15 protein-coding genes are annotated in these 19,700 nt (G+C 71.8%); 10 read left to right on the top strand and 5 right to left on the bottom strand.

Annotated elements, in window-relative coordinates; genetic code table 11:
- Positions 1–20 precede the first annotated feature (20 nt).
- Positions 21–2,042 (bottom strand): beta-galactosidase, encoded by a 2,022-nt coding sequence (locus tag ACFY5B_RS20365; RefSeq protein WP_389971093.1) that lies wholly within the window; start codon positions 2,040–2,042, stop codon positions 21–23.
- Positions 2,043–2,226: 184 nt separating this feature from the next.
- Here ACFY5B_RS20365 and ACFY5B_RS20370 point away from each other — a divergent pair, with 184 nt between their 5' ends.
- The 6 genes from ACFY5B_RS20370 (at position 2,227) to ACFY5B_RS20395 (ending at position 7,112) form a co-directional block, all read left to right on the top strand.
- Complete coding sequence (locus ACFY5B_RS20370) at positions 2,227–3,546, top strand: ABC transporter substrate-binding protein (RefSeq protein ID WP_389971095.1); 1,320 nt, start codon at positions 2,227–2,229, stop codon at positions 3,544–3,546.
- Positions 3,543–4,520, top strand: a complete 978-nt coding sequence (locus tag ACFY5B_RS20375; RefSeq protein WP_389971096.1) for a carbohydrate ABC transporter permease — start codon at positions 3,543–3,545, stop codon at positions 4,518–4,520. The genes ACFY5B_RS20370 and ACFY5B_RS20375 overlap by 4 nt, the downstream gene beginning before the upstream one ends.
- Positions 4,517–5,428 carry a carbohydrate ABC transporter permease gene (locus ACFY5B_RS20380; RefSeq protein WP_389971098.1) on the top strand — a complete coding sequence of 304 codons (912 nt, stop codon included), beginning with the start codon at positions 4,517–4,519 and terminating at the stop codon, positions 5,426–5,428. The genes ACFY5B_RS20375 and ACFY5B_RS20380 overlap by 4 nt, the downstream gene beginning before the upstream one ends.
- Complete coding sequence (locus ACFY5B_RS20385) at positions 5,425–6,456, top strand: LacI family DNA-binding transcriptional regulator (protein WP_389971099.1); 1,032 nt, start codon at positions 5,425–5,427, stop codon at positions 6,454–6,456. The genes ACFY5B_RS20380 and ACFY5B_RS20385 overlap by 4 nt, the downstream gene beginning before the upstream one ends.
- Before the next feature lie 61 nt (positions 6,457–6,517).
- Complete coding sequence (locus ACFY5B_RS20390; RefSeq protein WP_389971101.1) at positions 6,518–6,907, top strand: MarR family winged helix-turn-helix transcriptional regulator; 390 nt, start codon at positions 6,518–6,520, stop codon at positions 6,905–6,907.
- Positions 6,843–7,112, top strand: coding sequence for an FAD-linked oxidase C-terminal domain-containing protein (locus tag ACFY5B_RS20395; RefSeq protein ID WP_389971103.1), 270 nt, complete (start codon positions 6,843–6,845; stop codon positions 7,110–7,112). The genes ACFY5B_RS20390 and ACFY5B_RS20395 overlap by 65 nt, the downstream gene beginning before the upstream one ends.
- Positions 7,113–7,148: 36 nt before the next feature.
- Here the strand turns inward: ACFY5B_RS20395 and ACFY5B_RS20400 are convergent, their stop codons facing one another.
- On the bottom strand, positions 7,149–7,547 hold the full coding sequence (locus tag ACFY5B_RS20400) for an SseB family protein (protein ID WP_344455083.1): 399 nt from the start codon (positions 7,545–7,547) through the stop codon (positions 7,149–7,151).
- A 285-nt stretch (positions 7,548–7,832) separates the two neighbouring features.
- On the opposite strand from ACFY5B_RS20400, the gene ACFY5B_RS20405 reads away from it, so the two are divergent.
- The 3 genes from ACFY5B_RS20405 to ACFY5B_RS20415 all read left to right on the top strand — a co-directional run bounded on the left by ACFY5B_RS20405 (position 7,833) and on the right by ACFY5B_RS20415 (position 12,054).
- Positions 7,833–9,014 (top strand): MFS transporter, encoded by a 1,182-nt coding sequence (locus tag ACFY5B_RS20405; RefSeq protein WP_389971105.1) that lies wholly within the window; start codon positions 7,833–7,835, stop codon positions 9,012–9,014.
- A 66-nt stretch (positions 9,015–9,080) separates the two neighbouring features.
- A complete protein-coding gene (locus tag ACFY5B_RS20410) occupies positions 9,081–10,847 on the top strand; it encodes a beta-galactosidase (RefSeq protein WP_389971107.1) in 1,767 nt (588 codons plus the stop codon).
- 136 nt (positions 10,848–10,983) lie between these two features.
- Complete coding sequence (locus tag ACFY5B_RS20415; protein ID WP_389971109.1) at positions 10,984–12,054, top strand: LacI family DNA-binding transcriptional regulator; 1,071 nt, start codon at positions 10,984–10,986, stop codon at positions 12,052–12,054.
- Positions 12,055–12,200: 146 nt separating this feature from the next.
- On the opposite strand, the gene ACFY5B_RS20420 is transcribed toward ACFY5B_RS20415, so the two are convergent.
- The 3 genes from ACFY5B_RS20420 to ACFY5B_RS20430 are packed head-to-tail and all read right to left on the bottom strand — an operon-like array spanning position 12,201 to position 17,775.
- Positions 12,201–13,640 carry an NAD-dependent succinate-semialdehyde dehydrogenase gene (locus ACFY5B_RS20420; protein WP_389971111.1) on the bottom strand — a complete coding sequence of 480 codons (1,440 nt, stop codon included), beginning with the start codon at positions 13,638–13,640 and terminating at the stop codon, positions 12,201–12,203.
- Entirely contained in the window at positions 13,637–16,510 is a 2,874-nt protein-coding gene (locus tag ACFY5B_RS20425; protein WP_389971113.1) for an FAD-binding and (Fe-S)-binding domain-containing protein, read from the bottom strand. Before ACFY5B_RS20425 ends, ACFY5B_RS20420 begins: the two co-directional genes overlap by 4 nt.
- Positions 16,507–17,775, bottom strand: a complete 1,269-nt coding sequence (locus ACFY5B_RS20430) for an aspartate aminotransferase family protein (protein WP_389971115.1) — start codon at positions 17,773–17,775, stop codon at positions 16,507–16,509. The genes ACFY5B_RS20425 and ACFY5B_RS20430 overlap by 4 nt, the downstream gene beginning before the upstream one ends.
- Positions 17,776–18,000: 225 nt before the next feature.
- Here ACFY5B_RS20430 and ACFY5B_RS20435 point away from each other — a divergent pair, with 225 nt between their 5' ends.
- Entirely contained in the window at positions 18,001–19,650 is a 1,650-nt protein-coding gene (locus ACFY5B_RS20435) for a PucR family transcriptional regulator (protein WP_389971117.1), read from the top strand.
- Positions 19,651–19,700 lie beyond the last annotated feature (50 nt).

The raw sequence follows: 19,700 nt of genomic DNA on the forward strand, positions 1-19,700 counted from the left end.
CGCGGGCGGAGGGAGTCGGTTCAGCCGCCGAGCCGGACGACCCGGACGGCTCCGGCCGGGACCGCCAGGCATCCGGCGGCGCGTTCTCCGGTCAGCAGTTCGGTGCCGGGTACCTCCAGCGGCACCTTGGCGTCCGCGCCGGTGTGGTTGAGGGCGAACAGGTAGGTGCCCGACGCGCCCGTGCGGCGGACGACCTCGACGTCCCTCGGCAGGTCGGTGCGCGGGGCGAGCCGCGCGTCCTCGCCCGCCATGCCGAGCAGCGCGTCGAGGCCGTCGGCACCGAGCCGGGTGGAGACGTACCAGGCGGTGCCCTTGCCGCGGCGGTGCCGGGTGACGGCCGGCAGACCGGCGGTGAGACCGTCGGCGTAGGTCAGGACGGTCTCGGCACCGCGCGGCACCACGAACTCCGTCCACACGTCGGCGGACAGCTCCGTCCCGTCGGGGCCGGTGACACGCACCCGTTCGCCGGGCAGCAGCGGGGAGAACTCCTCGACGGTGAGGCCGAGGACGTCCCGCAGCGGGCCCGGGTAGGCGCCCTCGTGGACGGCGTCGTGCTCGTCGACGATGCCGGAGAAGTAGGAGACGACCAGCGTGCCGCCCTGCTCGACGTACGCCGTGAGGTTGCGCCCGGCCGCCTCCGTCATCAGGTACAGGGCCGGTACGACGACAAGGGGATACCTCGACAAGTCGGCTTCCGGGTGGGCGAAGTCGACGGTGAGGTGACGGTCGTAGAGGGCCTCGTAGAAGGCGTCGGCGCGCTCGCGGGCGTCGTGGTCGACGCTCGGGCGCCAGTCGAGGGTCTGCGCCCACCACGAGTGCCAGTCCCAGAGCACGGCCACGTCGGCCTCGGTGCGGGTGCCGCGGATCTCGCTCAACGCCTCGATGTCCGCGCCGAGTTCGACAACCTCGCGCCATACGCGGGTGTCGGTGCCGCCGTGCGGGACCATCGCCGAGTGGAACTTCTCGGCGCCGCGCCGGGACTGGCGCCACTGGAAGAACAGGGCGCCGTCGGAGCCGCGCGCCACATGGGCGAGGGAGTTGCGGGCCATCTGGCCGGGGGCCTTGGCGGGGTTGCGGAGCTGCCAGTTGACGCCCGAGGTGGAGTGCTCCAAGAGCAGCCAGGGGGCGCCGCCCGCGACGGAGCGGGTGAGGTCGGCGGCCATCGCGAGGTTGACGTGGGTGCGGCGGCCGTCGGTGATCAGGTAGTGGTCGTTGGTGACGAGGTCGACCTCGCGGCCCCAGGCCCAGTAGTCGACGGAGTCGCACTGGCTCAGCGCCGTCATGAAGTTGGTGGTGACCGGGACGCCGGGTGAGAGGCGGTGCAGGATGTCCCGTTCCATGCGGAAGTTCTCGCGCATGGTGGCGTCGGCGAACCGCTTGTAGTCCAGCGCCTGGCCGGGGTTGACGGCCGCGGGGGTGAGCCGGGGCGGGTTGATGTCCTCGAAGCCGCCGTAGCGCTGACTCCAGAAGGCCGTGCCCCAGGCCTCGTTGACCGCGTCGACCGTGCCGTAGGTGGTGGCCAGCCAGCGGCGGAAGTGGGCGGCGCACGACGCGCAGTAGCAGGCGGAGACGGGGACGCCGTACTCGTTGTGGACGTGCCACATCGCCAGGGCCGGATGGTCGGCGTAGCGCTCGGCGAGCTTCGTGGTGATGGCCGCTGCGGCGGAGCGGTAGTCGGCGTTGCTGTGGCAGATGGCCGCGCGGGAGCCGAACTCGTAGCGCACGCCCTCGGCGGTGACGGGCAGCGCTTCGGGGTGGGCCCGGTAGAACCAGACGGGCGGGACGACGGTGGGGGTGCCGAGGTCGACGCGGACGCCGTGCCCGTGCAGCAGGTCCAGGAGCCGGTCCAGCCAGCCGAAGTCGTAACGGCCGGGTGAGGGCTCCAGCAGCGCCCAGGAGAAGATCCCGACACTCACCATCGTGACGCCGGCCTCCCGCATCAGCCGGACGTCCTCCTGCCAGACGCTCTCCGGCCACTGCTCGGGGTTGTAGTCCCCACCGAAGGCGAGCCTGGTGAGGCCCCTGGGGGTGGTCTCCGGCATGGATGGTCTCCCGGTCGATCGACAGATTGGGAACGTGCACACACAGCGGCGCAGTGCGGAGGCCAACATAACCGCACAGCAACAACCATTGACAAGTGTCCGGGATGTTTCTCTACTGTGAACGCTCACAGAAGCGTGGCAGGTCCTCGCAGCAGGCGAGGACCCCAGGTCAGGGGAGAGATCCATGCCGTACACGAAGCGCCGCCGCCTCGTGAGAACCGCCGTCGCCATAGCCCTCGGCGCCACCACCCTCGCCGCCTGCGGCTCGGAATCCGCGGACGGCGACACCGAGTCGGGCCCGGCCTCGCTGACGTACTGGACGTGGACGCCCGGCATGGACAAGGTCGTCGACCTCTGGAACAAGGGGCCGGGCAAGAAGGACCGGATCACCGTCACGGTGAAGAAGCAGGCGTCCGGTGACACGCTGGTCACCAAGATCCTCACCGCGCACAAGGCGGGCAAGGCGCCCGACCTGGTGCAGGCGGAGTACCAGGCGCTGCCCACGCTGGTCAGCAACGACGCGCTCGCCGACATCTCGAAGAACGTCGGCGGGGCGGAGGGCAAGTTCGCCGACGGCGTCTGGCAGCAGACGACCCTCGGCACGGACGCGGTCTACGCGGTCCCGCAGGACATCGGGCCGATGATGTTCTATTACCGCGAGGACCTGTTCAAGGAGTACGGCCTGACCGTGCCGACGACCTGGGACCAGTTCGCCGAGACCGCCCGCAAGCTGAAGAAGGCGGCGCCGGAGAAGGACCTCACCACCTTCTCCGCCAACGACTCGGGCCTCTTCGCGGGCCTCGCCCAGCAGGCGGGCGCCCAGTGGTGGACCACGTCCGGCGACCGGTGGAAGGTCTCCATCAACGACGCGGCGACCCAGAAGGTCGCGAAGTTCTGGGGCGGCCTGGTGAAGGAGGGCGCCATCGACAACCAGCCGATGTACACGCCCGCCTGGAACAAGGCACTCAACACCGGCAAGCAGATCGCCTGGGTCAGCGCCGTGTGGGCGCCGGGCACCCTGACCACGGCCGCGCCCGACACCAAGGGCAAGTGGGCCATGGCCCCGCTCCCCCAGTGGTCCGCGAGCGACAACAGCACCGGCAGCTGGGGCGGCTCCTCCACCGCCGTGACCACCGACTCCGAACACCGGGCCGCCGCCGCGAAGTTCGCCGCCTGGCTGAACACCGACAGCGAAGCCCTGAACGCGCTGGCTAAGGAGAGCGGCATCTACCCGGCCGCCACCAACGCCCAGACCAGCGGCGCCTTCCTCAAGCCGCCGGCCTACTTCGCCAACCAGGCCGACTTCTACACCAAGGCCGCCGACATCGCGGAGACCACCGCACCGTCCGCCTGGGGCCCGAACGTGAACGTCGCCTACACCACCTTCAGGGACGCCTTCGGCGCCGCCGCGAAGAACAAGTCCGACTTCGGCGCCGCCCTGAAGAAGATGCAGGACGACACCGTCGCCGACCTGAAGAAGCAGGGCTTCGGAGTCGCTCGGTGAAAAGCACGGCACGCCGGCGGTCGTACGGGGTGAAGGGCGCCCCGTACGCCCACCCGTCTCCCACCACCACCCTCGAACGAGCGCGAAGCGCCCCCTATCTTTTCCTTCTCCCCGCGACACTCCTGTTCGCGCTGTTCTTCGCGCTGCCCATCGGCTACGCGGTCTGGCTCAGCTTCCGCAAGGTGCAGGTGTCGGGCCTGGGCCTCGGCTCCGGCGCCCGCAAGGAGGTCTGGGCCGGACTGGAGAACTACACCGACGCCCTCTCCGACAGCGAACTGCTCGACGGCACCCTGCGCGTGCTCGGCTACGGGTGCATCGTCGTGCCCGTCATGCTCGGTCTGGCCCTGCTGTTCGCGCTGATGCTCGACTCGGACAAGGTGCGGCTCGCGCCCTTCACCCGGCTCGCGATCTTCCTGCCGTACGCCATCCCCGGTGTGGTGGCCGCCCTGCTGTGGGGTTTCCTCTACCTGCCGGACGTCAGCCCCTTCTACTTCGTGCTCGACAGGCTCGGGATGCCGCAGCCGGACCTGCTGGACGGCGGGCCCCTGTATCTGGCCCTGTCGAACATCGCGGTCTGGGGCGGCACCGGCTTCAACATGATCGTCATCTACACCTCGCTCCAGGCGATCCCCGCGGAGGTGTACGAGGCGGCGAAGCTGGACGGCGCCACCCCGCTGCAGATCGCGCTGCGGATCAAGATCCCGATGGTGGCGCCCTCGCTGGTGCTGACCTTCTTCTTCTCGATCATCGCGACGCTCCAGGTCTTCAACGAGCCGACCACCCTCAAACCGCTCACCAACTCCGTGTCCACGACGTGGAGCCCGCTGATGAAGGTGCACCGGGACGCCTTCGGCGAGGGTGACATCCACGGGGCCGCGGCGCAGGCCGTGATCATCGCCTTCGCCACGCTCCTCCTCTCCTTCGGCTTCCTGCGGGCCGCGAACCGTCGCCAGAAGCAGGAGGCCGCCCGATGAGCTCCCTCGCCGTCCCCCAGGCCGAGCCGAGAACGGGCAGCGCGCCCGGCACCGCCCAGGACCACCGCCCTCCGCTGCGCCGCCGCATCTCCCTGATCCCCACGGTCACCCTGCTGCTGGGCGCGCTCTACTGCCTGCTCCCGGTCGCCTGGGTGGTCATCGCCGCCACCAAGTCCGGGCGTGAGCTGTTCTCCACGTTCACGTTCCTGCCGGGCACGGGCTTCGCCGGCAACATCCGGGACCTCAACGCCTACCGCGACGGCGTCTACTGGCAGTGGATGGGCAACTCCGCGCTGTACGCCGGCCTCGGAGCCCTGCTGTCGACGTGCGTGTCGGCGATCAGCGGCTACGCGCTCGCGACCTACCGCTTCCGCGGCCGGGAGACGATCTTCAACGTGCTGCTCGCGGGGGTGCTGATGCCGCCCGTGATCCTGGCCGTCCCGCAGTACCTGCTGCTGGCGAAGGCCGACCTCACCGACTCGTACCTGTCCGTCCTGCTGCCGCAGATCCTCTTCCCGTACGGCGTCTACCTCGCGCGGATCTACGCCGCCGCCGCGGTGCCCGCCGACGTGATCGAGGCCGGGCGCATGGACGGGGCGAGCGAGTGGCGGATCTTCACGCGGATCGCCCTGCCGATGATGATCCCCGGGATGGTGACGGTGTTCCTGTTCCAGTTCGTGGCGATCTGGAACAACTTCCTGCTGCCGTACATCATGCTCAGCGACGACGAGAAGTTCCCGATCACGCTCGGCCTGTTCACCTTGCTGGAGCAGGGCGCCAACACCCCGGCGCTGTACACGCTGGTGATCACGGGGGCCTTGCTCGCGGTGCTCCCGCTGGTCGCCCTCTTCCTGGTCATCCAGCGGTTCTGGAGCCTGGATCTGCTCTCGGGAGCCGTAAAGTCGTGACCGTGAACGCTACGGGAGGCAGGCGCAGGCCGCCCACGATCCATGACGTGGCGCGCGAGGCCGGCGTCTCGCGCGGTACCGTCTCGCGCGTCCTCAACGGCGGGCACTACGTCAGTCCGGCCGCCCAGGAGGCGGTCAACGCGGCCATCCGCAAAACGGGTTACGTGGTCAACCGGCACGCCCGCTCCCTGATCACCGGGCGGTCCGACTCGATCGGTTTCCTGCTCACGGAGCCGCAGGAGAGGTTCTTCGAGGACCCCAACTTCAACGTCCTGCTGCGCGGCTGCACCCAGGCGCTGGCCGCGCACGACATCCCGCTGCTGCTGATGCTGGCGGGCACCGAGGACGAACGGCGGCGCATCACGCGGTACATCACCGCGGGGCACGTCGACGGGGTGCTGCTGGTCTCCAGCCACTCCGGTGATCCCGTCGCCGAGCAGCTGCGCGAGGCGGGGGTGCCGCTGGTGGCGTGCGGGAAGCCGATCGGGCTGGCGTCCAAGGTCAGTTACGTGGCCGCCGACGACCGTGACGGCGCCCGCGACATGGTGCGTCACCTGCTGTCGCTCGGGCGGCGCCGGGTGGGCACGGTGACCGGTCCGCTGGACACCCCCGGCGGTGTCGAGCGCCTCGCCGGCTACAAGGAGGTGCTGGCCGAGGCGGGCCTGGAGTTCGACGAGCGGCTGGTCGTCTCCGGTGACTACGGCAGGGCGAGCGGCGAGGCGGGCGCCGAGCGGCTGCTGACACAGGCCCCGGACATCGACGCGCTGTTCGTGGCCTCCGACCTCATGGCGCAGGGGGCGCTCACGGCACTGCGGCGGGCCGGGCGGCGGGTGCCGCAGGACGTGGCGCTCGGCGGCTTCGACGATTCGCCGGCCGCCGTGGCCTCCAGTCCCGGGTTGACGACCATCCGGCAGCCCTGGGACCGCATCAGCAGCGAGATGGTGCGGGTGCTGCTCGCGCAGATCGGGGGCGAGGATCCGGCGGCGGTGATCCTGCCGACCGAGCTGGTGAAACGGGAGTCCGCGTAGAGGCCCTCCGCGGCGATCCATGCACGGTCATTGAACCCTTCACCGGTGTTACCGTTCCCCTATGGCGGCGAGAACGGCTGGTGGACAGCTCGAGGAACGGTGGCGGGACATCCTGTCCGCCCACGCGCGCACGATGTGCGAGATCGACCGGGCTCTGCATCCGCACGGTCTCGGCGCGTCCGACTTCGAGGTCCTGGACATGCTCGCGACCGCGGCGCCCGAGGAGGGCGAGCAGTGCCGGGTGCAGAACCTCGTGGGGCGGGTCCATCTCAGTCAGAGTGCGCTGTCCCGGCTGATCGCCCGGCTGGAGAAGGACGGGCTGGTGACGCGGTCCGTGTGCATGGAGGACCGGCGGGGCGTGTGGGTCGCCCTGACTTCCAGGGGCCGTGACCTGCACGCCGAGGTGCTGCCACTGCAGCGGGCGGCACTGGCCCGGACGCTGGGCGGATAGGCCGCGGGCGTCACGCCCCTGCCGGAGCGCGACAGTCGCGCCGGCTCTGCGGCTGGGCGGCACGCTGACCGGGGAGTACGGCGTGGGTGTGCTCGAACGGCAGCGGGTCGCCGGGGAGCTGGGGCCGACGGCCCACGCGGTGCAGCGGCGGATCAAGGAGGCTCTCGACCCGCGAGGCATCCTGAACCCCCGCAAGGCGCTCTGACCTGCCGCGGCCGCGTGGGCGCCGGCGCGCGTGCTGCTATCGGACCAGCAGGGTGCGGACTCCCTCCGAGGTCAGCGTCAGCCGGTGCTCCGAGCTCCCGTCGATGGTGAGCGACAGGTCGTCGGCCGGCCACTGGGCGGCGAGTGCGCCGAGCGGCACCATGCGGTAGCGGGAGACGAACGGCAGCAGTCCGGCCATCTCCACCTCGGAGGTGAACACGGGCACCACCGGTTCGCCGCCCGGCTGCTCCAGTACGGGCAGCGCCACCGTCGAGGGGTTGGCTGCGTCGGCGTCCCCCGCGTCGTCGGGCACGGGGATGAGCACGTCGCTGTTGGCGAGCGCGTCCAGAGCCGCCGCGTCCTCGGTGTTCTCGGCGAGGACGTCCAGTGCCCGCTGGGCGGGCGTGGGCGTGGGGTCGTTTGCGGGTGTCTCCATGGCACATTCCCTGGTAGCGGCGGTCGTGCGGCCTGCCCGGGGACAAGATCCGCCCCGGGTACGGTCCTGCTCGCGTACCCGAACGGGAACGGGGCAATCCTTGTGGATCTTCAGGGTTCGTGGGAGCGCGGGGGAGATCCTGTGAGGGCGAGGCCCCGGCGAAACCGGACCAGCACGGGGATGTTGACGGGTCCGATGTTACCGGTAACATCACTCGTCTGATCCAGACGTACGCGACTGTGCCCCTCCGCCCACCCGCTCGGTGGCCCGTCCCTCGGAGTCCGCGTGATCGAAGAGCGCGTTGCCCGTCCCTCCCTCGCACCGCCCGGCCCGCTCTTCAGCAGGGTCGCCGTCCTGGCCTCATGTGCCGGCTTCGTGCTCATCGGGGCGTTGCAGGCGCTGTACGGTCCGGCGATCCCCGCCCTCCGTGCGGAGTTCGGGCTGTCGCCGTCCGCCGCGGGCCTCGGGCTCAGCGCCCACTTCGTCGGCGGTGTCGCCGGTGTGCTGCTGTTCGACCGGCTCTACGGGCGGGTCGGAAACCGGCGGCTCCTCGGCGGTTCGTATCTGCTGATGGCCGTCGGCGCGGCAGGCTTCGCGCTGGCGCCCGACTGGCCGGCCGCGCTGGCGGCGGCCCTGCTCGCGGGGTTCGGCTTCGGCGGCATCGACTACGGTCTCAACCAGCTGTTCGCCGTGGGCTTCGGTCACCGCTCGACCGCGATGCTGAACATCCTCAACGCGCACTTCGGCATCGGCGCCATCCTCGGGCCCGCCGTGATCGGCGCGGTCGGCTCCGAGCAGTACCCGGCCGTCTTCCTCGTCTTCGCCCTCGCCAATCTGCCGTTGCTGCTGTGCCTGAGGGGCGTGCGGAACCAGGCGCCCGTCACGGCCGGGGAACGGGCCGGCGGCGAGGCCGTCCTCGGACGGAGCCTCGGCTCCGTGCTCGCCGTCTTCGTCGTCCTCTACGTGCTGCACGTCGGCATCGAGGCCGGCGTCGGCGGCTGGGAGCCCACACATCTGGAGACGGTCGGCTACGGTGCGGGCGTCGCCGCCACCGCCACCTCCGTGTACTGGCTCATGATGACCGTCGGCCGCTTCCTGGTCGCCCCGCTCGCGCTGCGCTTCTCCGCCCAGGCGATCATCACCGTCTCGTGCGCGGGGATGACGGTGTGTCTGCTGGCCGCGACCGTCCCGGCACTGGCGCCCTACGCGTACGCCGGTGTCGGTCTGTTCATCGCGCCGATCTTCCCCACCGGGCTGCCGTGGCTGAACCGGGCGGCCCCGCGGGCCCGGCGGGCCGGTGCGCTGGTCATCGCGGCGTCCATGGCCGGGGGCGTGGCCGCGGGGCCGGTTCTGGGCGAGGCCATCGAGTGGTCCGGGGTCCGCGCCGTGCCGCTCCTGCTCTGCGGCGTATCGGCACTCTGCCTGTCCGCCACGCTCTGGCTGATCCGTGCCACCCGCTCCCGCTGACCGCACTCCCGCTCTCCCGCTCTCCCGCTCTCCCGCTCTCCCGCTCTCCCGAAGGGAAGCTTTCGCATGCCTGCCTTGACGACGACGTCCGACGGATTCCTGCTGCACGGCGAGCCGTTCCGGATCATCTCCGGCGCGCTGCACTACTTCCGCGTCCACCCCGGGCTGTGGTCCGACCGGCTGCGCAAGGCGCGGCTGATGGGGCTCAACACGGTGGAGACGTACATCCCGTGGAATCACCACCAGCCCGATCCCGAGGGCCCTCTCGTCCTCGACGGCTTCCTCGACCTGCCCCGGTTCCTCCGGCTCGCGCAGGACGAGGGGCTGCGGGTGCTGCTGCGTCCGGGGCCGTTCATCTGCGCCGAGTGGGACGGCGGCGGCCTGCCCGAGTGGCTGACCTCCACCCCGGACATCCGGTTGCGCACCAGCGATCCCCTCTTCACCGGGGCCGTCGACCGCTACCTCGACCTGCTGCTGCCCGCGCTCCGCCCGCATCTGGCGGCGGCGGGTGGTCCCGTCATCGCCGTACAGGTAGAGAACGAGTACGGGGCCTACGGCGACGACGGCGCCTATCTGAAGCACCTCGCCGACGCGTTCCGCGCCCGCGGCGTCGAGGAGCTGCTGTTCACCTGCGACCAGGCCGACCCCGAGCACCTGGCCGCGGGAAGCCTGCCGGGCGTGCTGACCGCCAGTACCTTCGGCAGCCGCGTCGAGCGGTCCCTGGCCCGGCTGCGCGAGCACCGGCCCGAAGGCCCGCTGTTCTGCGCCGAGTTCTGGATCGGCTGGTTCGACCACTGGGGCGGCCCCCACCACGTGCGGGACGCGGCCGACGCCGCCGCGGACCTGGACCGGCTGCTGTCCGCCGGGGCGTCGGTGAACATCTACATGTTCCACGGCGGCACCAACTTCGGCTTCACCAACGGCGCCAACCACAAGCACGCCTACACGCCCACCATCACGTCCTACGACTACGACGCCGCACTCACCGAGTGCGGCGACCCGGGCCCGAAGTACCACGCCTTCCGCGAGGCCATCGCCCGCCACGCCGCCGTGCCCGACGAGCCCGCCCCGGCTCCCAGCGCCAAACTCCCTCCTACCGCAGTCGAGTTGAGCAGCCGGGCGCCGCTCCTGCCCCTCGCCGGCTCGCTCGCAGCGGCCGTGCGCGCCGACGCGCCCATGACCATGGACGAACTCGGGCAGCGCACCGGCTACGCGCTCTACCGCACCACCCTGCCGGTCGGTGGCGACGGCCTGCTGCACTTCTCCGGCGGGGTCGGCGACCGCGCCCAGGTCTTCGTCGACGGCGCGCCCGTCGGCGTGCTGGAGAGCGAACGCCACGACGAGTCGCTGCCCGTGCGGGTGCCGCGCTCCGGGGCGACGCTGGAGGTGCTCGTCGAGAACATGGGCGGCGTCAACTACGGCCCCCGCATCGGCGCGCCCAAGGGGTTGCTCGGACCCGTCTCCCTCAACGGCACGGCCCTGACGGGCTGGGACTGCCGTCCGCTGCCGCTGGACGACCTGGACGCGGTGCCGTTCGCCCCGGGCGAGGAGGCGCCGGTCACCGTGCCGGCCTTTCACCGGGGCACGTTCGACGTCGACACCCCCGCCGACGCCTTCCTCTCCCTGCCCGGCTGGTCGAAGGGCCAGGCCTGGGTCAACGGCTTCCACCTGGGCCGCTACTGGAACCGGGGCCCGCAGCGCACGCTGTACGTGCCGGCCCCGGTGCTGCGCCCGGGCTCCAACGAACTCGTCCTGCTGGAGCTGCACGGCACGACCGCCACCCGCGCCCTGCTCACCGACACCCCCGACCTCGGCCCGGAGAACACCTGGTGAGGCACGCTGAGGGTGCCCTCGCCCGCCGCCGGGCGGTTCGGCCCGGCCGAGGACCCGATGAGCACCGCCCGGCCTATGCTGTGCTCCTGCCGGGCGGGTTCAGGACCGCCGTGCCGACATCGAGGAATCATCCGCCATGACACCGAGCGCCCCCGACGGACCCGTTCCCAGGGGCCGCAGCAGGCGCAATTTCGCGGGGGCGCGGCCGGTGATGGCCGACGTGGCCCGGATGGCCGGGGTTTCCAAGCAGACCGTCTCGCGGGTGCTCAACGAGCATCCGGCCGTCCGGGCGGAGACCCGCGAGGCCGTCCTGGACGCCATGCGCACCCTCGGCTACCGGCCCAGCCGCAGTGCGCGGTCCCTGGCCAGCGGCAGGACCCGGATGCTCGGGGTCATCTCCTTCGACGCCGCCCGGTACGGGCCCGCCTCGATCCTCACCGCGATCAACACGGCGGCCCTGGAGGCCGGTTACCTCGTCAGCTCCATCGCCCTCGACACCGCCGACCACGACACCGTCGTCGAGGCAGTGAACCGGCTGTCGGCCGAGGGCGCGGACGGCGTGATCGCGATCGCGCCCCAACTGTGGGTGGGCCGGACCCTGGCGGAGGCGACCGACCTGGGCACGCCCCTGGTCGTCCTGGAGAACGCGCTCGACGACGAGACCGCTCTGGTCACCGGCGATTCCCGCACCGGCGCCCGCAAAGCCACCGAGCATCTCCTCGGCCTCGGACACGCCACGGTGTGGCACATCGCGGGCCCGACGGGCTGGACGTCCGCCGACCACCGGCTGACGAGCTGGCAGTCGACGCTCCGGACCGCCGGTGCCGCCGTTCCGGACCCCCTCGTCGGTGACTGGAGCGCCGGCTCCGGCTACGACCTGGGCCGTCGGCTGGCCCGGCGCCCGGAGGTGACGGCGGTGTTCGCCTCCAACGACCAGATGGCGCTCGGCCTGCTGCACGCCCTGCACGAGGCCGGGCGGTCCGTCCCCGGCGAGGTCAGCGTCGTCGGTTACGACGACATCCCCGAGGCCGCGCACTTCCTGCCGCCGCTGACCACCGTCCGCACCGACTTCGCGGAGATCGGCACCCGTGCGCTGCGGCTGCTCGTCGACCGCATCGACGGCCCGGGCGAGCGGCCCCACGTCGACACACTGGTGCCCGTGGACCTCGTGGTGCGGGCGAGCAGCGCTGCGCCACCGGTGCGCTGACCGGCGCCGGTCAGCCGTCTCCCAGGGTCACGGCCCGCTGCCAGGCCCCCTCCCTCAACAGCCGCAGCCCGTTCAGGCCGACCAGGACCGTGGAGAGGGGCGCATCAAGTCGTCCACGACATCGGCCCGGACGATCAGTACTTCCGTCATCGCACGGGCACGGCCACGTACTGGTACTCGAGGAACTCGTCGATCCCGACCCGGCCGCCCTCGCGTCCGAGTCCGGACTGCTTGACCCCGCCGAAGGGGGCAGCCGGGTTGGAGACGAGGCCGGTGTTGAGGCCGACCATGCCCACCTCCAGACCTTCGCTGACACGCAGGCCCCGGTCCAGGCCCTGGGTGAAGACGTAACCGACGAGGCCCCAGGGCGTGTCGTTGGCGCGGCGCAGGACCTCGTCCTCGTCGTCGAAGGTGAGGATCGCGGCGACCGGGCCGAAGATCTCCGTGTCCATCAGACGGCTGCCGGGGTCGACGCCGGCCAGCACGGTCGGGGGGTAGAAGTTGCCGGGCCCTTCCGGCCTCCGACCGCCCACGAGCACCTCGGCGCCGCGCTCCACCGCGTCGGCGACGAGTTCCTCCACCTTGGCGCGTCCGTTGGCGTCGATCAGCGGTCCGACGTCCACGCCGCCCCGGGTGCCGGGCCCCACCACGAGCGCGCCCATCCGCTCGGCGAGCCGCCGGCCGAACTCGTCCGCGACCGACCGGTGCACGAAGAAGCGGTTCGCGGCCGTGCAGGCCTCGCCCATGTTGCGCATCTTGGCGACCATCGCCCCGTCCACGGCCACGTCCAGGTCGGCGTCGTCGAAGACGATGAACGGGGCGTTGCCGCCCAGCTCCATCGAGGTGCGTACGACGGTGTCGGCGCACTGGGCGAGGAGCAGCCGGCCGACGGCGGTGGAGCCGGTGAAGGACAGTTTGCGGATCCGGCCGCCGCGCAGCAGCGGCTCGCACACCTCGCCGGCGCGGGAGGTGGTGACGATGTTGAGCACCCCGTCCGGCAGGCCCGCCTCCTTGAGGATGCCGGCCAGCGCGAGGCTGGACAGGGGGGTCTGCGGGGCGGGCTTGAGGATCATCGTGCAGCCCGCCGCGATCGCCGGGCCGATCTTGCGGGTGCCCATGGCCAGCGGGAAGTTCCACGGCGTGATCAACAGGCAGGGGCCCACCGGGCGGCGGGAGAGCAGCATGCGGTTGCGGCCGTCGGGCAGCAGGCCGTGGCCGCCGTCGATACGGACGGCTTCCTCGGAGAACCACCGGAAGAACTCCGCCGCGTAGGCCACCTCTCCCCTGGCCTCGGCGAGCGGCTTGCCCATCTCGGAGGTCATCAGATGGGCCAGCTCGTCGGTGCGCTCCAGGATGATCTCGTGCGCGCGGCGCAGGATCTCGCTGCGTGCCCGGGGCGCGGTGCGGGCCCAGTCCTGCTGTGCCTGGACGGCGGCCTGTTCCGCGAGCCGGGCGTCCTTCGGTCCGGCGTCGGCGACCTGGCAGAGGATCTCACCGGTGGCGGGGTCGTCGACGGGCATGGTGGCACCGTCCGCGGCGTCCACCCAGGCACCGCCGATGAACAACTGAGTCAGTACCTCGGTCATGTCGTCTCTCCTGGTTGATCGGCGGCGGGGTCGAGGAGTTCGGCGAGGTGCAGGGCGCGGATGTCCTGGCCTGCGGTGAGGTGGTCGATCTGGGTGGCGCAGCTGAAGCCGTCGGCGACGACGGGCCGTCCGTCGAGTGCGTCGAGGCGGGGTTTGAGGGCCAGGTCGGCCACCGCCATCGATGTGTCGTAGTGCTCGGCCTCGAAGCCGAAGTTGCCGGCCAGTCCGCAGCAGCCGTCGGCCTCGTCGACCTTCCCCACGCCCAGCCGGCGCAGCAGGTCGGCGGGGCGGTGGCCCTTGAAGGTGGCGTACTCGTGGCAGTGCGTCTGGAGCACGACGCTCCCGGGCAGGGGCGGCGGGGCCCAGCCCTGGTCGGCCAGGTCCGTCAGCGCGCCGGCGAAGGTGTGCACACGGTCCGCCACGCGCTGCGCGGCCTCGGTGCCCAGAAGTTCCGGCACGTCGCGTTTGAGGGCGGCGGCGCAGCTCGGTTCGGCCACGATGATCGGCCGGGTGTCGCCGTTGTCGAGGGCGGTGACCGTGCGGGCCATGATCTTGCGGGCCGTGGACAGCTGCCCGGTGCTGACCCAGGTCAGCCCGCAGCACAAACCGTCCTGCGGGGTGCAGGGGATACCGGCGTCGGCGAGCACGCGGCTCGCCGCTCCCGCGACCTGAGGGCGGAAGGCCCGGGTGAAGCTGTCCACGAAGAGCAGAGCCCTGGCCTCACCCGTCCTGGCCTCGCGGAGGGTTTTGCGCAGGGCGCGCCGGGAGGCGAAGGCGGGAATCGTGCGCTTGGTCGTCACCCCGCCCAGGCGAGCCAGGAGTTTGCCGAACGGTCCGCGCAGCAGCAGGTTGATGGGGCGGGCCGCGAATCCGGCCAGGGCCGATGTCTTCGGCAGCCAGCCCAGCGAGTAGTGCGAGCGGGGACGGATCCGGCCCTTGTAGTGCTGGTGGAGGAACTCCGCCTTGTAGGTGGCCATGTCGACGCCGACCGGGCAGTCACTGGAACACGCCTTGCACGACAGGCACAGATCCAGGGCGTCCTTGACCTCGGTCGAGCGCCAGCCGTCGGTCACTGCCTCGCCGCGGACCATTTCCTGGAGCATGCGGGCCCGGCCGCGGGTGGAGGCGTTCTCCTCACCCGTCGCCCGGTAGCTCGGACACATCACACCACCGGCATCGCTGCGACAGCGGCCGACCCCGACACAACGGCGCACGGCACCGGCGAAGCCGTCCTCGTCATGCGGGAAACCGAACGTCGTCTCCAACAGCGGCAGTTCACGAAGTGCTAGATCGGCATCCAGCGGCGCCGGGTCGACGATCACACCGGGGTTGAGCAGCCCGTCGGGATCGAAGGCCTGCTTGAACGCCGCGAACGCGGCGATCATGCGGTGGCTGTACATCACCTGGAGCAGTTCGCTTCGGGCGCGTCCGTCGCCGTGCTCACCGGACAGGGTGCCGCCGTGCTCGACGGCCAGGGCGGCCGCCTCGGTGAGGAAGCGGCGCATCACCGCCCGGCCGGTGTCGGTGGCCATGTCGAAGTCGATGCGCACATGGACGCAGCCGGCGCCGAAGTGCCCGTACAGCACACCGGTCAGCTCGTGCGAGGCGAGCAGCTTGCGGAAGTCGCGCAGGTAGGCGGCCAGGTCCTCCGGGGCGACGGCCGCGTCCTCCCAGCCGGGCCAGGACTCCCCGCCGTCGACGAGCCGGGCGGCCAGTCCGGCTCCGTCCTCACGCACCCGCCACAGCGAACGCCGCTCCGCCGGGTCCTCCACCACGCGGCCGCCGGTCAGCCGCCCCTGCGCCCTGAGCGCATCCAGCAGCTCGGCGGCCCGGGCGTTCACCTCGGCCTGGTCGTCGCCTTCGAGCTCGACATAGAGCCAGGCGCGGCCTTCGGGCAGGCCGGTGACGGAGTCGGGGCCGCGGCGGGCGCGCATCGTGGCGACGATCGCCTCGTCCATGCCCTCCACCGCGCTCGGCGAGAACCGCAGGATCTGCGGCACGTCCTCGGCCGCCTCGACCACGTCCTCGTAGCCAAGGGTCAGCAGGGTGGATGCCTGTGCGGTCGCCACCAGGCGGACCGTCGCGGCGGTGACGACCGCACAGGTGCCTTCGGTACCCACCAGCGCACGGGCCAGATCGAAGCCGTTCTCCGGCAGCAGATGCTGCAGCTGATAACCCGAGACCTGACGCGGAATGCGACCCAGCTCGGTCCGGATCGGCGCCAGATTCTCCTCGACCAGACGCCGGAGCTCGGATTCGAGCCGGGCGACGCGCCGCACAGCATCCGCGTCGCCCGGCTCGGCGGCCCGCAGCCCGGAGCGGTCGGCGACGGCCCGCACGCCGTCCGCCGTCACGATCTCCAGGGCCTCGACATGACCACTGGTCCGCCCGTCACGCACCGAACGGTTCCCGCACGCGTCATTGCCGATCATGCCGCCCAGGGTGCAGCGGCTGTGCGAGGACGGGTCCGGACCGAAGTCAAGCCCGTGCAGGGCGGTCGCGCTGCGCAGCGCGTCAAGGACGACACCGGCCTCGACGCGCGCGGTGCGCGCCTCTTCGTCGATGTCCAGGATCCGGTTCATGTACCGGGAGAGGTCCAGCACCACCCCCGGACCGACGGCATTGCCGGCCATGCTCGTGCCGCCGCCCCGGGCCGTGACCGGCACACCCACCTCACGGCAAGCCCGCACCACCGCCACCACGTCCTCGGCGCTGCGCGGGAAGACCACCGCCCTCGGCGGCACCCGGTAGTTGGAGGCGTCATAGGCATACGGGCCGGTGGCCCCCGGGCCGGTCTCCACCCGCAGACCGGGCGTCAGCTCGGCGATACGGGCCATGAGACCCGCCAGGTCGCGGGTGGCGGTGGTCATCGGCCCGACGCTCCCGAGGTTCCGGCCTCGACGGCGTTCGCCCAGGCCTGGAGGCCCTCGTCGACGCCGGTCTCGTCGATCACGAGCGCGGGGATCATGCGGACGACCTGGTTCCATGCGCCGCACAGCAGCAGGAGCAGGCCTTCGTCGATGGCGGCGCGCTGCACGCGGGCGGCGGTCTCCGGGTCGGGGCTGCCGTCCTCGGTGACGAACTCGGTGGCGAGCATGAGGCCGAGGCCTCGGACGTCGCCGATGCCCGGGGTCCGGTCCGCCACGGCCTCCAGGCCCTGGCGGAGCCGCTTGCCCATGGCCTCGGCGTTCTCGACGAGCTTCTCGTCGCGTACGACGTCCAGCGTCGCGCAGGCGGCGGCGCAGGCGACGGCGTTGGCGCCGTACGTACCGCCCTGCGAGCCGGGCCAGGCCTTCGTCATCAGCTCCTCGGAGGCGGCGATGCCGGACAGGGGGAAGCCGCTGGCGAGGCCCTTGGCGGTGACGAGGATGTCGGGGGTGACGCCGAAGTGGTCGTGGCCCCAGAAGCGGCCGGTGCGACCCACGCCGGTCTGCACCTCGTCGAGGATCAGCAGGAAACCGTGCCGGTCGGCCCGCTCCCGCAGGCCTTCCAGGAAGGCGCGGTTCGCGGGGACGTAGCCGCCCTCGCCGAGGACCGGCTCGACGATGATCGCGGCCGTGTCGGCGGGCGAGGAGATCGTCTGGAGGGTGTAGTCGAGTTCCTTCAGGGCGAAGCGGGTGGCGGTCTCCTCGTCCCAGCCGTACCGGAAGGGCGTCGGGAACGGGGTGACGACGACACCGCTCATCAGCGGCGAGAACCCGGACCGGAAGCGGATGCCGGAGGTGGTCATGGAGGCGGCGGCGACCGTGCGGCCGTGGAAGCCGCCGTGGCAGACGAGGACGTTGGGCCTGCCGGTGGCCTGGCGGGCCAGCCGCAGCGCCGCCTCGACGGCCTCGCTGCCGGAGTTGGTGAAGAACAGGCTGTCCAGGCCGGTCGGCAGCACCTCGCCCAGCTTGTCGACGAGGCGGCGCAGCGGCTGGTGCATGACGGTCGTGTACTGGCCGTGGATCAGCGTGCCCACCTGCTCCTGCGCCGCCGCCACGACCTTGGGGTGACAGTGCCCGGTGCTGGTGACGCCGATACCGGCGGTGAAGTCGAGGTAGCGGCGGCCGTCCTCACCGTAGAGGTGGACGCCCTCGCCCCGGGCGGCCACGACGGGCGTGGCCTGACGAAGGTGCGGCGACAGTGCGGTCATGGTGTCTCCCGGCCGTACGACGTGGTCTGGTGGCTTGGCTGCTCCGGTAACCGAGCATCCGAGCCGCCGCGAAACGGGACAACGCGTGATCTGTCCAGCCGGAACCCGTTCTTCGGACGATGTGTCAACCGCCGAACCCCCCGGGCATCGCCCGCCCCTCCTGCGGACAGCTCTTGCGCAGGTCAGCCCCGCTTGTCAGAGTGACCGGGCACGCAGGGAGGCACCGTGAACCAGCACCCCCCGACGCCCGGCCCTGACCCCGCCCCGGCCGGTCGCGCTCCCACCCTGGCCGACGTCCTCGCCCTGCCGGTCCTGGCCGCCGGGCAGCCCCAGGTCGTCACGGGGCTGGACCGGCTGGACCGGCCGGTGCGCTGGGTGCACATCACCGAGCTGACGGACCCCGCCTCCTTCCTCAAGGGCGGCGAGCTGGTCCTGACCACGGGCATGCCCCTGCCCGAGGACGCCGCGGGAGTCCGCCGGTACGTCGAGGAACTCACCGAGGTGGGGGCGGCAGCCCTGGTCATCGAACTCGTACGGCGTTACCACCGGCCGCCCGACGCCCTCGTGCACGCCTGCCGGGCCCGGGGGCTCCCCCTGGTCACCCTGGCCCGCGACGTCAACTTCCTCGAGGTCACGCAAGTCGTGCACGCCCTGATCCTCGGCAACCAGGCCGACGCGATGCGCCGCACGCAGCGGATCCACGAGGCGTTCACCGCGCTGACGTTGCGCGGGGCGGGGCCGGAGGACGTGGTGCGCGCGGCGGCGGAGATGAGCGGCCGGACGGTCGTGCTGGAGAACCTGGTGCACCAGGCGCTGATCTGCGAGCCCTCGGGGAGCACGGTGGAGGAGGCGCTCGGGGACTGGGAGCGGCGCTCCCGGTCGACCGAGCCCGGCGACCGCACCGAGGTGGGCGGCCCGGAGGGCTGGCTCACCGCGCCCGTCTCCTACCAGGGCGAACGCTGGGGGCGGCTGGCCATGCTGCCCGCCGACGGGCCGGTTTTCGGTCCGGAGCACGTCACCGTCCTGGAGCGGACGGCGATGGCCCTGACCGTGGCCCGGCTCATCCACTCCACGCCGTGGGAGCACACGGCCCACCGCAACGCCCTGCGCGAGCTGGCGGAGCAGCGCCACCACTCCCCCGAGGACGTCCGGGCCCGTTGCACCGCGCTGGGCCTGCCCACGGAGGCCGGTGTCTTCCTGGCCGTCCTCGTGGACCTGGGACCCGGAGGGGCGGGCACCGAAGCGGAGACCCGACTGCACCGGGAGCTGAGGTCGGCCGGGATCCCGGCCCTGGTCGGCGAGCTGTCCCCCCGCCGCCTCGGTGTCCTGCTCGCTCTGCGCCCTGCCCAGCCCTGGCGGCCCGTGGCCGAACGCCTCAGCCGCACCGCGCTGGCGCTGGCGCCGGAGGCGATCGTCGGCGTGGGGTCGGAGGTGGCGGAGCTCGCCGACAGCGCACGCTCGTTCCGGGAGGCGGCCCGGGTCATAGAGGCCACCCCGCCGGGCCAGGCCCTGCCCGCGGACCGTTCCTTCCACGAGCTGCCGGACATCGACCTGCGCCGGCTGCTGTACGCGCTGCGTGACGACACCAGGATCCAGGAGTACACAGAACGCCGACTGGGCCGGCTCATCGACCACGACACCCGGCACGGCACCGACCTGCTGACGACCCTGGGCCACTACCTCGACGCGGCCGGCAACAAGACCACGGCGGCCCGTCGCGGCGGCCTGTCCAGGGAGACCATGTACCAGCGTCTGCGCGCCATCGAACGCCTCCTCGACAACGACCTCGAATCCGGTGAACGCCGCACCGAACTCCACGTGGCCCTCACGGTGTTGCGGGTGCTGCGCGCCGACCGCGGACGGCATCCCCTGTAACGCTTCGCGCGTCCCGTTCCAAGAACAAGTGACAGGCACCTGTCGACGAG

The organism is Streptomyces sp. NPDC013187 (assembly GCF_042899705.1).
Classification (GTDB): Bacteria; Actinomycetota; Actinomycetes; order Streptomycetales; family Streptomycetaceae; genus Streptomyces; species Streptomyces hawaiiensis_A.

Excerpts from the sequence above, each read along its gene's own strand:
- ACFY5B_RS20365 (WP_389971093.1), bottom strand. The coding sequence starts at position 2,042 with ATGCCGGAGACCACCCCCAGGGGCCTCACCAGGCTCGCCTTCGGTGGG.
- ACFY5B_RS20370 (WP_389971095.1), top strand. The coding sequence starts at position 2,227 with ATGCCGTACACGAAGCGCCGCCGCCTCGTGAGAACCGCCGTCGCCATA.
- ACFY5B_RS20380 (WP_389971098.1), top strand. The coding sequence starts at position 4,517 with ATGAGCTCCCTCGCCGTCCCCCAGGCCGAGCCGAGAACGGGCAGCGCG.
- ACFY5B_RS20390 (WP_389971101.1), top strand. The coding sequence starts at position 6,518 with ATGGCGGCGAGAACGGCTGGTGGACAGCTCGAGGAACGGTGGCGGGAC.
- ACFY5B_RS20400 (WP_344455083.1), bottom strand. The coding sequence starts at position 7,547 with ATGGAGACACCCGCAAACGACCCCACGCCCACGCCCGCCCAGCGGGCA.
- ACFY5B_RS20410 (WP_389971107.1), top strand. The coding sequence starts at position 9,081 with ATGCCTGCCTTGACGACGACGTCCGACGGATTCCTGCTGCACGGCGAG.
- ACFY5B_RS20415 (WP_389971109.1), top strand. The coding sequence starts at position 10,984 with ATGACACCGAGCGCCCCCGACGGACCCGTTCCCAGGGGCCGCAGCAGG.
- ACFY5B_RS20420 (WP_389971111.1), bottom strand. The coding sequence starts at position 13,640 with ATGACCGAGGTACTGACTCAGTTGTTCATCGGCGGTGCCTGGGTGGAC.
- ACFY5B_RS20425 (WP_389971113.1), bottom strand. The coding sequence starts at position 16,510 with ATGACCACCGCCACCCGCGACCTGGCGGGTCTCATGGCCCGTATCGCC.
- ACFY5B_RS20430 (WP_389971115.1), bottom strand. The coding sequence starts at position 17,775 with ATGACCGCACTGTCGCCGCACCTTCGTCAGGCCACGCCCGTCGTGGCC.